Here is a 14,141-nt window from a genome sequence, read left to right on the forward strand (position 1 = left end):
ATTAATTTAGTAAACGTCCCCGTTATATCAAATCTTAGTATCCGAATTAGGCATAAACCGCGTGTGCTTTGCAAAAATCCACTGGTCGCCACCGCCATTAAACCAGCCGTTTTCTAAAGCATATACTACGTACTTTTCACCAGCGTTTAGATTTCGGATGATGCTGCTCGTGTAGGTCGGCTCCTTGCGCAATACTGTGTTATCCAGTATTTCGACTATTCCTATACCACGATTGCTAGGTGTATTGACTGTAATTCCTCCTGTTGGCTTATTGTTTTTCTTTGCCTTTAAACCAAAGTATGCCGCCAAACCGTCTGCAATTGCATATCCTTGCGCCTTTAATTTTTCGGAATCACGCAACGCCGTTATATCGGTTGTACTGTCCATAAATCCACCTTCTGTTAAGATAGCTGGCATTTTTGAATAGCGCACCATGTACCAATCAGCACGTTTCACTCCGCGATTACGCAAGCCCATCGCATCGACAATTTGTGGATTGATGATATTTGCTAATTCAACAGATGCTTTGCTTGCATTATTTGAAACGAATGTTTCTACGCCCCCATGATTGCCCCAAACTGCTTTCAGCGCGTTATGGTGAGCCGATACTAATGCATCCGCTCCCCAATCGTTCGCTTTTTTAACTCGAGCAACTAGTGATACATCCGTCTTACCAGTAGGGTCGTCAAGGCGAAGGATTTGCACATCTTGATACGTGTTCAAGCGTTCGATACATGCGAGTATGACTGCATTGTTAAATGACCACTCTCTCTCTCCATCAGGTGAGCGTTTGCCTGGTGTATTAATTCCGTGTCCGGCGTCTAGCGCGATTTTGACCATATTATTTCATCCCTTTCTTTTTGGCTCTTTGTACCGCATAGCCTGCTCACTATCCTCCATACCGTCCGTTGTCGGATCTACTACGACCCCAAGAATGACAAGCAAGGCAAATACCGCATTAATAAAATTGGCTGCCTCGTCACCTATTACATTTGCTGCTAGTTCGTACCCAAACCATCCGGTCACAATCTGTGCGACCAACAAAAAAGCCGGCACCATAGCCAGCCAGAAGTATTTATTCTTCAATCTTACTTTCCAATTAATTTTCATCCTTTTTTTCCTCCCTTTTTGCTAATTGGTGATGTAAAGCTTCATTTTCCTTCAATAGCTCCTTTTTATCGATTCGATCGAGCATTGGGTGTCGCGCGAGTCGATGATCCTTACCAGAAGGATCGCGGTGCATTTTTTCCAGTGCATTAAAAAGAACTGCCGGTATCGGCAGCCCCATCTGTGCGCAATTTTCTAACACAGATAACCCTTCATTGACGATAAAGAATGATGTGACACCTAAGATAATCAGACTGTTAGGGTCTTGCCCTACTGACATGACCATATACTCGACTGCCGCAGCCATTCCAATCATGATAAATACACCTATCTTTTTTACGACACCAGCAAAACCGATAGTGCTATCCCACGACTTCGTTATCCAAGACCTCATTAGACCTGTAACAACGTCAAGAAGCATAAAGAACACGAGGACTACAACCGCTTCATTGACTACATCTATTAAGTAGATGATGAAGCTTATCACAAGTGCTCCAATACCTTTAATACCTGTCATTTCCATCCGCGTCACCGGTACTCTCTCCCTTCCGCATTCAAGTACCCCCTTCCCTTTCTCTTTATCGAAAATAATAAGAACGCCCGTGCGGACGTCCTTAAATCGGTACTATCTTTTTCCCGTAACCATCAGCAATAAGCATTAGATCCACATCATCTTTAAGTCCAAGCAATTTCGGATTTGAAAAAACTTGTTTGTAATCCAGTCTACCTTGCTCAATACCATCTGCTAAATATAACGCCATATTTGACATCTCCAATCTCCTCAATAATTTAGTAGTATAAAATCTACAGCTGATTTTAATTTCTCTAATTCTGACGGCTCTTGTGGACGATTCTTGATAGCATCAATCTCACTCTCCGTTAACCCCTCAATCCATTCCGTGCCAGTCCATTTCGGACGATAAAAACCTTCTGGAATAGGCTTGGAAATTAAATTCAAAGGTAATTCTCCTACTTTTTTATAATCGAAAACGACGGGCTCTAAAAAAAACCCGTCATCATCAATTTTATAGAATTGTATCTTTTCCACGCCTACGCCTCCGCTTTAAATCGGATGCCATCTAACATCACCCGACTAGTAACTGTGGTATAGACCGTTACCATCCCTGATGGATATACTTCAATTTTTGCGAAATCGCCAATCGTAAATCCACATGGAACAATAAACAACATCTGCTTACTCGGACGATAGCCCTCAGGTAAATAAAAGACATGACCTGGTTGTCCGTTTTTCACCGCTCCGCGCAACGTAACAAATCCCATCGGGTCAATCATGTATTGAGCGGGATAGTAACTAGCACTATACGTTACCCAACCATTTGACAATGGGGGCGTGATAAATGCATCCGTCTGTATTTTAGGTACTTGCAACAAAAAATCCACTCCGTCAGCTTCATGCTTCGTCGCATTTAAGCCTTGAGTGGATAGGCTAGCATCACTTAACAGCTTGTCGTGGTGTGCTGTACCTGGAGCGTATACAAACTCTCTTATACGTATGACGCCATGATCTAACTCAATTCTATTGCGCCTGCCTTCACCAATATTTTCAGAAATGATTAACGAGCCAGTAATTGTGCCGCTAAATACTCCATCAACTGTGTGGAGTTTGCCGTTTGTATCCACAAAATAGACATCTACCCATGGCGAAGTTGAATTGGCACGACGCTGTATAAAGAATCCTCTTGTGGCGTTTTGGACTATTCTCACCAATCCATCCCCACGTACAGTTAATACGCCATCAGTGTTAGTGATGCTCGTGCCATTGTACGTCTCTCCGGCCATGATGGCGTTTGCCTGAGCGTAGGCTTTAGCGTCTGCCAATGCCAAATCATATGCGGCTTGACTAACCGTATTGGCGTGTTGCTTTGCGCTGTTTTCCGCATCGGCAATTGATTGCTCGACGTCTTCGGGGGCTGGTGTCCAGTCTGTTGCCACGTTTCCTTTTTCGAGCTTGACTTCTTGAATCTCAAACCAATCCGATGTTGAGAGTGCGGACTGTCTCGAAATCATAACGTATGACCCCGTAGAAGCTCCGGTTAAACCACTTGCTACAAATGTTATACTAACTTTCTTAAATTCTGTCTGAGATGCGACAATAACAGAGCCGATGGATTGATTAGCAACTCCAGTATTAATGATGTATATATAATTAAGCGACTCGATATTGCCTCTTACCAAAAATGATAAAGTGTATATCTCACCAGTCTTAAGTTGAGTTTTTCTGTTTTTTATTGATTGCTGTATTCCGAAGGTTGTTGTTGTCGAAACTTTACTTGTTGCTTTTACAGACTTAGTTCTGGCGCCGTCTGAAACTGATAACACAGCGTTGATATACTCTACCCAAACATCTTTTTCTGTCCCTAGTAGTAGATTTCTTACACCCACCGCCACATTGTCATACAACGGACTCCAAGCATAATCAGACGGCGTGTTGCTAGGCGTTGCCGATGTCTTATTGTGCGCCCAACCAATCCACCTCTTGCCTGCAGGACTAGCACTAATACCCGTCCCCTTGTCATCATCTGCATACATACGCCAACTGTAGGTAGTCACTCCGTTAGCACCCGTTTGTCCCGTCACATTGACAGGGTCAGTTGTGGTAGACGTATTATCCGTATAGGTGACTTTCGTGCGTACCCATACATACTTGCCGTCTGCCCAAGCAGGGACGGTTGTTGACCATGCGCCACCTGTGAGTACGGTTGGACTTGTGGAGTGGTAGTACTCCTCAATTACGGATGTGACGCCTTTTCCGTCTGCGCCATCTGCACCTGTTGCACCCGTTTCCCCATGCGTACCAATCACTCTCTTTGGCGTATCAGATGTTGTGTTATCGGTATAGGTGATTCTCTCATAATTCCACAAATATTTATTTGTTGGAGTGGTAGCAGGTGGCGTCGTTACCCAACTAGTAGGCGCAACCGTGTTGCTGTTAGATATTTGATAATACTCCACGATGTTGCTAATGCCCCGTCCTGATGAGCCATCAGCCGCATAGTTACCGATAATGACGGGCGTTGTGTTAATGGAAGTTCCATTTGTCAAAGTCGTTTTTTCGTAATTCCACAGATATTTTTTCGCGCTTGTCGGGTTCTGTACGGCAGTCGTCCACCCCGTCGTGGACGTAGTAACGCCACTTGACGAAGCGCTAGCAAGATAATAGTTTGTGACAGATGTAACACTAACGCCGTCTACACCGTCCTTGCCATCAGTGCCGTTTGTGCCGTCAGCGCCATCAAACACATTTGAGATAGTAATCTGAGCAGGCACATTAATCTTGTCATTCGAGACACTAACCATGTACATAGCTTTTTCGTCCACGTCAGTCGCTGAAACAGTTAACGTTTTTCCAGTAGCCGACCAACCTGCAACGGGGTAGCCGTTTTTGTCGTATTTTGACCAAACATACGTATATTTTGTGCCGTCAGCGTCAAATTCAACGCCGCTTAAAAGGGCGTTAGCGGTTAGCGTGGTTGAGCCTACTCCATTTTTAAAGATGGTACCTGATGACGACGTAACGGTGGCATATACCATATTAGCTAGGCGCTCGCTCATTGTGTTTTTGAGTGCAGCGATTTGTTTTTCCAAGTCAGCTTTGCTGTATTCAATGTAATTGCCAATCTTAAAATCTAATACTTTAGCGGTAGCGATATTCTCCACAGTCTCTCTTATACGCGCTTCTAAGTATAATGGGGGCGTATACCCGTCATCCTTAATTCGCACAGTCTGCCCAAGTCGCACACGCTCGTGTTCGTAGCCAAATACATGCTCTAGGCTGACTGCCTTACACTCGTATGTCACAATGGCTTCCACACGCTTTTTAAGTTCCGTTTGCGTCAGAGAGCGCAATCTCGCTTCCGTCATATCCTCGTCTGTGGAAGTAGGCTCATAGACTTGGATAAGGTGATTGCCATTGCGTCCCCATCGAGCGAGGGCATCCTTGTCCTCGACAAACACCTCTAAGCGTGTGCCATCCTCTCTGACTGGGCCAAGACCAAGTAAAGCCGTGACGATGTTGGACGTGTCCTCTACTCTACGGATGCCGACTAAGTCCTTGCCGTACTCAATTTCTTTGCCCTCAAATCCAGCTATGCGCTCGACTAAATCGACAAAGCGACCGATGATGCGGTTGCCTTTGACTTCCACGCGATAACGGATTTCCAACTCAAAAGTAGACGCGATTAATTTAAGTAGGCTGTATGGATCCGTGTGACTGTCTAATTTAATCGTGCGGAAACTGCCTGTATACTCAACTATACCCGGCTTCCATTCAGTAGCGTCCAATGCCGCAGTAAGAGCAGAAGCAGGAGTCGCTCCCGTCAAATCCAAATCCTGTGGTGAAATGACTTTTGCCTTTTGTAAGTCCACAAAGCTACCAAACGACCTAACTTCTTTTTCTGTGCGAATGTATTGACCTGCATTTTCGATAATGAACTCATAAAAAAAACCATCTGCATCTTGTACGAGCAAACGGTTGCGTTTTGTGAGTTTATCGAATTGGTCAAGTGCGGTCATCGTGAAGGTATAAAAATTTTCAATGCTTCGTGTCATTTTCGGCTCAATCACTTGCCCTTTTGACGTATCGAGCGTGCCGATAATCTTATCTGATTGACTGTCTAGGATATGAATTAAAGCCATCTATCTCGCCACCTCACTGCTGCTGATTCGATTGCGTCCATTGGTTCGGCTGTTAAATAATTCGCGCCGGAATTAATCGGGAAATACTTGCCGATAAACGCTTTTTCGTGCGTCATGTCCTCGCCGTTAAGCGTGATGACGTTTTTTGTGTGGTCAAACTCAACAATATCACCCGCACGAGCCACATAAGGTATACCATCAGGCACGTCGTTAATCTTAAACACCTTAATGTCATCAATACGTTGAGTCGTGGTAGGTGGAGTTGTACCGTGCGCCCATAACTGTGTCTGTACTTGCGTGATATTTGCTGTCGCAACACCTGCCGTATCCACCCACTCCCCACCAAGACGAGCGTGCCAACCATGCTCTGCATCATAACGTGCCACGTACGCTTTCCAAACGTTCCCCACGCGCTCAATCCGCAACATGCCGTCAAACTGATGCCACGTCCAATCGTTAGCACCACGACTATTGATGATGTCATGTCCGTCCTGCTCGTTACCCGCTACGATGCGCGCCCAGATGGCTGGGGAGTGAGGTGAGCGTTTAGTCATTAATATTTTAGCGACCACTCGATTGAGAGCATCTAACAACATGACCTCCACACTGCCGACTTGACCTTGTCCGCCGATTTGTCGCAACAAGACATCAAGACGAAAGTCTTTAACCGATTGCCCAATTGACTTTTTTAATGCAGGACCGCGCCAACCGCTGCCCGTGCCATAGTCAGTCGCAAAAAAGCTATAGCCATCCGTCCGCATGACGCCTGCTATTTGTCCTCCCTCGACTGTGGAGGTAGCGCCCCAACCGACTGTAGTGCCCATCTGGTCCCAAAAAATGCGCTCTTCACGCACAAAAGGGACTTCGTTGAGTTCTCCGTAGTTGCCAATCAAGTTAACCTCTTGGCCGTTGCCGATTGCCACAAATGTCGTATCCTTTTTGATATTGATGGTCGTGATTGGATACGTATCCGCTGTGCCTTGGTTGATGATTGGATTGTTGTCTAATGGTACGGATTTTTCGGGACCGTAAAAATACGGATCTAGCATTGTTAGATATATATCTGCTTCGCCGTCAAACCAAGTTACTGCTTTGAAGTCGTAAGGCGCACTTTGCACAACCCTCAAAATCCTGTCCGGTTTATAATCTCTTACAATTTCAAATTCTTCTTTGCTGTAAAATAAGTCGTACACCACGCTTTTCAAATCTTCTAACTCGCTGTCGCTTTGCGTTTCAATTTGTATTGAGACAACAACTTGTCTTTCTCCCTCGGTGGATTCCGACTGCAAAGAACCATTCATACCTTGCACGTGAATTAATTCCCGACGCGGATTAGGGGAGGAAATTTGAATATCCGACACCCAAATACCTAACGAATGTAGATCGTACGTCCGGCTGTTTTTTATAATCGAAAAATTTAATGGGCTTTTCACTTATTTTCCTCCCCTCATCGCATCAAATCATTTTCTTTTTCAGCATAATCGATGCGTTCTTTAACAGGCTTCCAAACTACCTTTCCGACAGCTCGACCATCCATAATGACGTCACTAGCTTCAATGACGATGTCTTGTTTTGGGGCAATTAAACCGGATGCGCCATTTGCAAGCTTATTTTGCTGTTCTGCTATTAATCTAGCAATACGAGCGGCATGGCTGCCTTCAAATGGCACAATAGCTTCAGCGACGTCCCCAAATCCTGCATTTCCTGCAACGACAGGCTTCGTGAATACACCACCAGTCTTGAACCACTCAATACTAAAGTCTGGCCATGGGATATCCTTACCTAGTATTTTCTTGGTTTTCATTTCCACGCTGACTTTCGGCAGTTTTGGTTTAGGGATTGTGATTTTCATTTTGCTGAATGCTTCTTTAATCGTATCGATGATACCTAAAACTGTCTCTTTTGCCGTATCAATAGGATCCGTGATTGCCTTTTTGATTTTATCGAAAGTATCTTTCGCCTTAGTTAAAATCGAACCGACCTTATCATAGAATCCTGTTTTCAAGGCTTCGATGACAGTTAAAGCTGTATTTTTAGATTCGGTGATTTTTGAAGTGATGGCAGTCTTGATATTTCCAAAAACCGTGGACACGAAAGTTTTAATGATATTAAATGCGTTTGTAAAAATCATCTTCACATCATCCAATAGGAAACCAATTGTTTCTTTAATCAACGCTAGTTGCTCGCTTGCAATTTCCTTCATTCTTTCAAAATCGCCCGTGAATAAAGCCTTCAAGAACTCCAATGCGTTATTGAATGTTTCTTTAATATAGCTCCAAACAGTGTCAATGATATTCCGAATGCCTTCCATGACCAACGAAACATTGTCTTGGATACTTCCAAAATTAACGCCGATTAGATTGGATAGATACTCCATAGCAGTGGTGAATATCGTCTCTACGGTACGCATGACATTATCGATTTTCGTTTTCACGGAATCCATTGCTGTTGTTATTAACACTTGCAAACCAGTGAATATTTCAACCGCTTTAGTCGAAATAGTATCCCAATTCCTGTATAATGCCACACCGATTGCAATGAGCGCAGCTATGATAGCAATCACTAAACCGACAGGACCCGTTAATACTGCAAATGCGGCTTTTAACCCTGTAATTATAGGACCGAGCTTCGCAAACAATGAAACCACCTTGCCGACCACCAGGATAGCCGAACCGACAGTACTCACCAAAGTCCCGATCCATAACACAAGCGGACCAATTGCCGCTGCTATTGCCGCCACGACGATAATTGTTGTTTTCATATTGTCTGAAAGCCCCATGAACCATTCAACGGCACCTTGTAGCATTTCGATGAGTCGCAAACCGACTGGCAATAAAAGTTCTTGGAGCATGCCGAATAAATCAGCGCCAGCCGCTTTCAAGTTATTCATTCCGATTGAAACGCTGTCAATCGGGTCTTCCATCCCCTCAAAGGTTTGGTCTACTGCTCCTTGTGCATTTGTAGCAGCGTTTGCAAACTCATCGAATTCAAAAGCTCCATTTTTGATGGCATCATACATACGAGTAGCGCCTTTTGTACCAAAGGTTTCCGCTGCAAGCTCAAGCGCTTCAGTCTCGTCTTTCGCGCCTTTCATTTTTGCGATAGTCTCTTCCAGGCCTTCTTGCATTTTTTTTCCGTCTTTTGCGAATTCAACTTGCGCCCTGGAAAGGTAACTCATAGCTGTTGAGGAATCGATACCTGCTTTTTCAAAATTCCCCATGACTTCTACAGATTGGGCGAAATCAAGACCCATCGCTTGTAATTGGGGAGCGCCTTTCGTGACTACTTCGAATAGTTTATCCGTTGATTGCCCGGTATTTTGGGCAGTCTTTGTAACGCTATCAAGAACCATATCTAAATCTTCAGCTTCCAAATTAAACATGGACATCGCTTGCTTTGATTTAATGGATGATCCAGCTACGTCCGCACCATTAATATCAGCAAACCGCAACATCTTCACAGAAGCATTGTCCAACTCTTCGCCCATCAGAGCAAATTGAGTATTAACTTCCCCTACCGCATCGCCAACTTGTTGTGCATCGAATTTATTATTCCGATAGACATTATCAAAGCTTTTTTCAAGCGATTCCAACACTTCGCCTGTCGCACCAGTTTTGGAAACGATGGTATCAAGTCCATTGTCAATCTCTTCCCATGCAGACTTTGCCGCCACTCCTATGCCAACGATTGGAGCGGTTATTCCCGCAGACATCCTTGCCCCAGCATCAGTCATACCGTCACCGACGTCCTTCATCTTGGAGCCTACATTGGATATCTTTTCGCCCATTTCATCAATCTTACTCGCTGTATTTCCTGCTTCAGTTTGTTGGTCTTTAAGCTTACGATTCGTGAGCTCGATTTCATTGGCGAGTTTCTGTTCATCGATGCGGGCATTGTCCAACTTCTTCGCCATGTCTTCAGCGGCTTTGGAGTTCTCTCCAAACATTGACTTCGCTTGTTCATAAGCTTGCTCGTGTTCTTGAACAGATCGCTTTGCGACATCGTGTTTTTTCGATAAAAAATCCATCTTCGCTTGCAGTTTTTCGGTTTCAGTCGCAGTCAGTTTCATTTGTTCGGATTGAAGTTTAAACTCACGACTTATTGTTTGAGATTCTTTTGTAAGTTCTTTGGCTCCCTTTTTAAAGTCGTCATTAAACATTTTGACGGTAATTTTAGCTTCAGGATTTTTCGACATTTTCTCACCACACTTTTACCCCGTCGTTCTCGGGTTGTTTTTCCACGACTCGACAGCCACCATGCTATCCATGATTCGATTAAATGAGGGCAGTGGACTATACCAAAAGATGTTCTCGTCCATGCCAATCGTCACTACACACCATGCATACAAGTCCTCCACACACTCAAATTCAAGTTGTGGAGGTACTACTTTTTTCCGCCTTTAGGTTTGCTAGTAGATTTGCTTAATCCCGCTTTGAATTTATTAGGTTTGTTAACGTTTTGGAAATTGCTCATTAGCACTTCGACATAGATGCCCATAGTTGTTTCAAAGTCTTCGTCAAACAGTTCCTTGAAATCTTCATTGTCAAGATAGTCGTCGGTTTTTGCGCCTACATAAGCTAGCCAAATGATATCTTTCATCCGATCCAGGGTTAGTAATTCTGTTAAAGGCAAGACTTTTGATGAGTCCATTTCGCCGTTTTTCGTGACCGATTCAACAGTATCCGCCCCCATTAGCGCAAACAACGCGAACAACTCTTGTTCCAAACCTTTTTCGAGAATGCCGTATTGTTTTCCGACTCGCAGTGAATGATTGTTGAAATACAAAGGATGGCGTTCAATGTTCGTCACTACTCTTTCAAATTCACCATTCACTTCTTTGATTTCATACTCTTTTAATTCGATGACAGTCAATTTACTCATGGTTAATTCCTCCCTATTGTCCAAATAAAAAAAGCCCACCTAAGTGAGCTTTCTTATGGTCCTGGAACTACTTCTACTAGTTCTCTATTAAAAGCTGTATGCCATTTTGTTTCGATTGTCGGGTCTTCCAACTCGGCAACGATTGCTTCGTAATAGAAAAAATTTAACTCGTCAGCAAGTGACGAAAATTGGATTTCTAACATCGCTACTTCTTCAACCCCTGATTCTAATGGCTGAATTTTAAAGCCTGCTGTATTTGAAGAGTTAGGGAATGCCATGAGCTTCTTATTGTCTTCAAATTCATCTACTGCCGTCACAGTCAGAATGAAATCTTTTCCTTTGGTTAGTGTCCCTGCAGCCCAGATGCCAGGCTTTAAATCTTTGTTAGTTAGTCCGAAAATGTCACGGGCGACAGCTAATGGGATATGTCCAGAAAGGGTCATGTTCAACTTTGAAGTTTTGGTTTTCGATTTCATTGTTCGCTGACCGCATTTCTTCTCAATCGTAAAGTTCTCACCTTCTCCAGATAGCGATCCAACACAACCAAATGGCTTACCTGGATCGTATGTGCCTGAAGATGTTTTAAATTGAATTGACGCTTCGGTGATGTCTGTCGGATCAAATTCTGTTACAACTTGTGCCACCATTAAAGTACCTCCTCTATTCTTTCAATTAGTTTTTGTTGCGTGACTTCAACTAGGTTAGGTAGAGCTAAGTCACGACCTGTTTCCATAAAGTGATGAGCTACATGATTTCGAGGTCCACGACCCTCATTTGGAAAAACCAAGTAGCCGAAGCTTCCGGGTTTGTTTGCCGCTCCGCCTTTTGCTTTGATAGTAATCTCAAGATTGCCTAAATCTTGTGTTGACCATTTGCTGTTTTTTGCGTGAGCTCCCCTTCTTTTTGCGGATATCGGAATGAGGGCAGTAATAGACGGTTCAATCGTTTTTTTACCCTCATCTTTTAATATCTGGTTCAGTTCAGTTTCAATATCACTATCAATCGATTCTATCCGAGTACGCATTTCCTCAAAGGATTCAAAGTCGAATTCAAATTTTACACTCAACTTTAAACCTCCTTGTAAAATTCATCGATACCACATCGACAAACCGATTCGCATTGGCATGACGGGCACGGAACTTTGTTGAATTATCAAAAATGACATTTGGTACGCCTTTGACCGTAACAATCACATCCAACGTAGTTTCATCTACATCCGGGCTGTTCTCCAAATACAAGTCAACCGTGAATTCCTGTGATAACACAGTGGCGTTTTCCTGCTTCCCGACAGGGCCCATCTTCATGACCATTAAACGATAAGGGGTGCCGTTGTCGTATTCGGCAGTTTTTTCTTCCGGTACCTCATCCTCATAGAGGGGGATGTCTGGGAAATTCCCTTCCAATCCTTCCACGATGAGATTCTTAACCTTTCGCATATACACCTTAGCCGATTCGTTCACTAACAACACCCACCTTCTGCAAATACCAAAAAAGCTGTTCTTTGTTACGATCACGATCTACTTTTATCGTTTCGTATTTAACACCTTTCAGATGCACGACTAATTTATTGATTAATTGAGATTCCATGTGAAATGGGTACATGGTTTTCACTTTCAAATCGAGAGTGCTACCTAACGCATCCACAAGTTGATAGTCTTGGTCGCGCGCACTCATTTCGGTGAAAGCCATAGTTCCTTGCGATTCGAATACCTTTCCTATGGTTTTTTTTCCATCATATTGAGTTACATCACGACCATAAGTTAGGAAACCGTCATTATACGGATCATGCTTTACCAAGACGTTCACGCCTTTCAGCAACTGCAGTGGATAGTTGCAAGTTGATAATCTCGTGTCGGAAATTATTTTCGAATTCTTCTGCCGACCGATTGTATACGTATCGACACCTTTCGAGAAGTAAGTGCTTAGCTTGTCCGTCTTTGAAAAAATCTAAATCGGCACCAGTGACCGACTTGAAGTATGATTTTGCGCGATCAATTAATTTTACGATGTCTGTGTCTTCTTCAACCCAAGTGATACGTAAATGGTTCTTTACTTCTTTCAACAATTCATCAGCAGGAGTCATTGAATTCACTCCTTAGATTTTTTTGATTTAATTTCTTCCAAGAATGGTCTATTGTATTTGTTCTTCTTTGTCGTCAATTCCTCAACGCGTGCTTTGGTTGCCTTATAACCTTCAGCTGGATAAATGCCATTAGCTTCGTAGATTAAGTCATCGTGATTCTTTTCTCGAAATCTCTCCAACACTTTGTATTTCATTAATAACACATCCTTTCTTTAATCAAAAACACCCGCCCGATTAAGGGGCAGGTGGTGGATCAGCAGGACCATCGAACTTTGTATTTGTAATATCAAATACAGTGAATGAATCAGCATCCAACGGACGTCCGTTTGCAAGTTGACGGACAAGGTACAAACGTTGGTCTTCAATCATGCGAAGTACGTCTGTAGATTCCAATTTGGACTCTCCTGCAACTCCCATGAAGTAGTCTTTTGGATTCCCCGCAATCATTGTGTCGGTCGGAACCGCAGGAGTTTGAATGATATCCAAGCCAGGTACAGAGAAGTTGTCATAAGACCAAGTGCCATCGTCTTTACGCTTTGCACCTAATGAGAAAAACTTAGCTGCATAGTCAAGGGGATTGACAATAAGAGTCACACCTTGATAGCGACGTGTCCCTCCTTTTGTCGTAGGAGCAAGAATCTTTTCTCCAATCGTCTTAGGTGTAAAGTCAGCAAGGACAATTTTAGCTTTATCCGGGTATGCTCCCGCAACAACTGCCCCATTTAAATCTTTAATCATTCCGATAGGCTTTTTGTTACCATCTCCTGTTACGATAACGTTTTCTAATTCAGCTGCAATTACCTCTGACAAGAATGCACGAACATAACGATCTAACCATTCGGGACCAAGCTCGAACATCGCCTTACAAACAACTAGGAAACCAGAAAGCTTGTACATACCTTGATCGATTGTTTCAAACCCGTGATCAACCATTTCTTTGATAGTTTCACACACATCTCCCCAAAACGCAGTCGTCGCTCCATCTTTACGTACAACCCATTGAGTTGTCGCTCCTACACGCTGGAAATTAACGCGGGATAGTAATGGATGGTCAATAGCCAAGTCCTCAAATACTCGTTCGTAAACAGTGGGAGGAACAAGAGCAGACACGCCATCAAAAGATTGAACGTCAATTGCCGCATTGTAGAATTTCTTTTCATCATTCGTTAATACGCGAACACCGCGAGAAGCTAATACACTTGCATCCCACTGTTGTTCGTTCGCTCGATTGGCTTCACGGATGGTTTGATTCATCATATCTTCAAAATGAAGGATGTTGTTTTCATAATTCTCCACAATTTTTTGAGCGACTTCGTTAGCATCGCCGCTTTCGAATGCCGCTTTCATTGCATTGATTTGTGATTCTTTGTCTTTCAATAATTCTTTGCGATCGAGATTTTTTACTCCTGTCATT

General features: G+C 43.4%; 16 protein-coding genes. All 16 read right to left on the reverse strand.

Annotated elements, in window-relative coordinates; all coding sequences use genetic code 11:
- Positions 1-27: 27 nt before the first annotated feature.
- The 16 genes from QT711_RS03315 to QT711_RS03390 all read right to left on the reverse strand — a co-directional run bounded on the left by QT711_RS03315 (position 28) and on the right by QT711_RS03390 (position 14,140).
- Positions 28-840: an N-acetylmuramoyl-L-alanine amidase gene (locus tag QT711_RS03315; protein ID WP_317942092.1), complete on the reverse strand. Its 813-nt coding sequence runs from the start codon at positions 838-840 to the stop codon at positions 28-30.
- Between the two features lie 6 nt (positions 841-846).
- A complete protein-coding gene (locus QT711_RS03320) occupies positions 847-1,110 on the reverse strand; it encodes a phage holin (protein WP_317942093.1) in 264 nt (87 codons plus the stop codon).
- A complete protein-coding gene (locus QT711_RS03325) occupies positions 1,100-1,630 on the reverse strand; it encodes a phage holin family protein (RefSeq protein ID WP_317942324.1) in 531 nt (176 codons plus the stop codon). Before QT711_RS03325 ends, QT711_RS03320 begins: the two co-directional genes overlap by 11 nt.
- A gap of 91 nt (positions 1,631-1,721) precedes the next feature.
- Positions 1,722-1,877, reverse strand: a complete 156-nt coding sequence (locus QT711_RS03330) for a hypothetical protein (protein ID WP_317942094.1) — start codon at positions 1,875-1,877, stop codon at positions 1,722-1,724.
- Positions 1,878-1,888: 11 nt separating this feature from the next.
- Positions 1,889-2,155: a hypothetical protein gene (locus QT711_RS03335; RefSeq protein ID WP_317942095.1), complete on the reverse strand. Its 267-nt coding sequence runs from the start codon at positions 2,153-2,155 to the stop codon at positions 1,889-1,891.
- A gap of 2 nt (positions 2,156-2,157) precedes the next feature.
- Positions 2,158-5,763: a phage tail spike protein gene (locus tag QT711_RS03340; protein WP_317942096.1), complete on the reverse strand. Its 3,606-nt coding sequence runs from the start codon at positions 5,761-5,763 to the stop codon at positions 2,158-2,160.
- Complete coding sequence (locus QT711_RS03345; RefSeq protein WP_398295565.1) at positions 5,754-7,196, reverse strand: phage tail domain-containing protein; 1,443 nt, start codon at positions 7,194-7,196, stop codon at positions 5,754-5,756. Before QT711_RS03345 ends, QT711_RS03340 begins: the two co-directional genes overlap by 10 nt.
- 14 nt (positions 7,197-7,210) lie before the next feature.
- Complete coding sequence (locus QT711_RS03350; protein WP_317942097.1) at positions 7,211-9,958, reverse strand: phage tail tape measure protein; 2,748 nt, start codon at positions 9,956-9,958, stop codon at positions 7,211-7,213.
- A 188-nt stretch (positions 9,959-10,146) separates the two neighbouring features.
- A complete protein-coding gene (locus tag QT711_RS03355; RefSeq protein WP_317942098.1) occupies positions 10,147-10,644 on the reverse strand; it encodes a hypothetical protein in 498 nt (165 codons plus the stop codon).
- A 53-nt stretch (positions 10,645-10,697) separates the two neighbouring features.
- The gene (locus QT711_RS03360) at positions 10,698-11,291 is read right to left on the reverse strand and encodes a phage tail protein (RefSeq protein WP_317942099.1); all 594 of its coding nucleotides are present in this window, start codon (positions 11,289-11,291) and stop codon (positions 10,698-10,700) included.
- Positions 11,291-11,710 (reverse strand): hypothetical protein, encoded by a 420-nt coding sequence (locus QT711_RS03365; protein ID WP_317942100.1) that lies wholly within the window; start codon positions 11,708-11,710, stop codon positions 11,291-11,293. Before QT711_RS03365 ends, QT711_RS03360 begins: the two co-directional genes overlap by 1 nt.
- Positions 11,694-12,104, reverse strand: a complete 411-nt coding sequence (locus QT711_RS03370) for a hypothetical protein (protein ID WP_317942101.1) — start codon at positions 12,102-12,104, stop codon at positions 11,694-11,696. The genes QT711_RS03365 and QT711_RS03370 overlap by 17 nt, the downstream gene beginning before the upstream one ends.
- Entirely contained in the window at positions 12,088-12,462 is a 375-nt protein-coding gene (locus tag QT711_RS03375; RefSeq protein WP_317942102.1) for a phage head closure protein, read from the reverse strand. Before QT711_RS03375 ends, QT711_RS03370 begins: the two co-directional genes overlap by 17 nt.
- Complete coding sequence (locus QT711_RS03380; protein WP_317942103.1) at positions 12,428-12,727, reverse strand: head-tail connector protein; 300 nt, start codon at positions 12,725-12,727, stop codon at positions 12,428-12,430. Before QT711_RS03380 ends, QT711_RS03375 begins: the two co-directional genes overlap by 35 nt.
- A 5-nt stretch (positions 12,728-12,732) precedes the next feature.
- Positions 12,733-12,921: a hypothetical protein gene (locus QT711_RS03385; protein ID WP_317942104.1), complete on the reverse strand. Its 189-nt coding sequence runs from the start codon at positions 12,919-12,921 to the stop codon at positions 12,733-12,735.
- Positions 12,922-12,961: 40 nt separating this feature from the next.
- Positions 12,962-14,140: a phage major capsid protein gene (locus QT711_RS03390; RefSeq protein WP_317942105.1), complete on the reverse strand. Its 1,179-nt coding sequence runs from the start codon at positions 14,138-14,140 to the stop codon at positions 12,962-12,964.
- Position 14,141 lies beyond the last annotated feature (1 nt).

The sequence above is a fragment of the Sporosarcina saromensis genome (genome assembly GCF_033253735.1).
GTDB lineage: Bacteria > Bacillota > Bacilli > Bacillales_A > Planococcaceae > Sporosarcina > Sporosarcina saromensis.

Coding starts and splice junctions, on each gene's coding strand:
- QT711_RS03315 (WP_317942092.1), bottom strand. CDS start 840: ATGGTCAAAATCGCGCTAGACGCCGGACACGGAATTAATACACCAGGC.
- QT711_RS03320 (WP_317942093.1), bottom strand. CDS start 1,110: ATGAAAATTAATTGGAAAGTAAGATTGAAGAATAAATACTTCTGGCTG.
- QT711_RS03325 (WP_317942324.1), bottom strand. CDS start 1,630: ATGGAAATGACAGGTATTAAAGGTATTGGAGCACTTGTGATAAGCTTC.
- QT711_RS03330 (WP_317942094.1), bottom strand. CDS start 1,877: ATGTCAAATATGGCGTTATATTTAGCAGATGGTATTGAGCAAGGTAGA.
- QT711_RS03340 (WP_317942096.1), bottom strand. CDS start 5,763: ATGGCTTTAATTCATATCCTAGACAGTCAATCAGATAAGATTATCGGC.
- QT711_RS03350 (WP_317942097.1), bottom strand. CDS start 9,958: ATGTCGAAAAATCCTGAAGCTAAAATTACCGTCAAAATGTTTAATGAC.
- QT711_RS03355 (WP_317942098.1), bottom strand. CDS start 10,644: ATGAGTAAATTGACTGTCATCGAATTAAAAGAGTATGAAATCAAAGAA.
- QT711_RS03360 (WP_317942099.1), bottom strand. CDS start 11,291: ATGGTGGCACAAGTTGTAACAGAATTTGATCCGACAGACATCACCGAA.
- QT711_RS03380 (WP_317942103.1), bottom strand. CDS start 12,727: ATGACTCCTGCTGATGAATTGTTGAAAGAAGTAAAGAACCATTTACGT.
- QT711_RS03385 (WP_317942104.1), bottom strand. CDS start 12,921: ATGAAATACAAAGTGTTGGAGAGATTTCGAGAAAAGAATCACGATGAC.
- QT711_RS03390 (WP_317942105.1), bottom strand. CDS start 14,140: ATGACAGGAGTAAAAAATCTCGATCGCAAAGAATTATTGAAAGACAAA.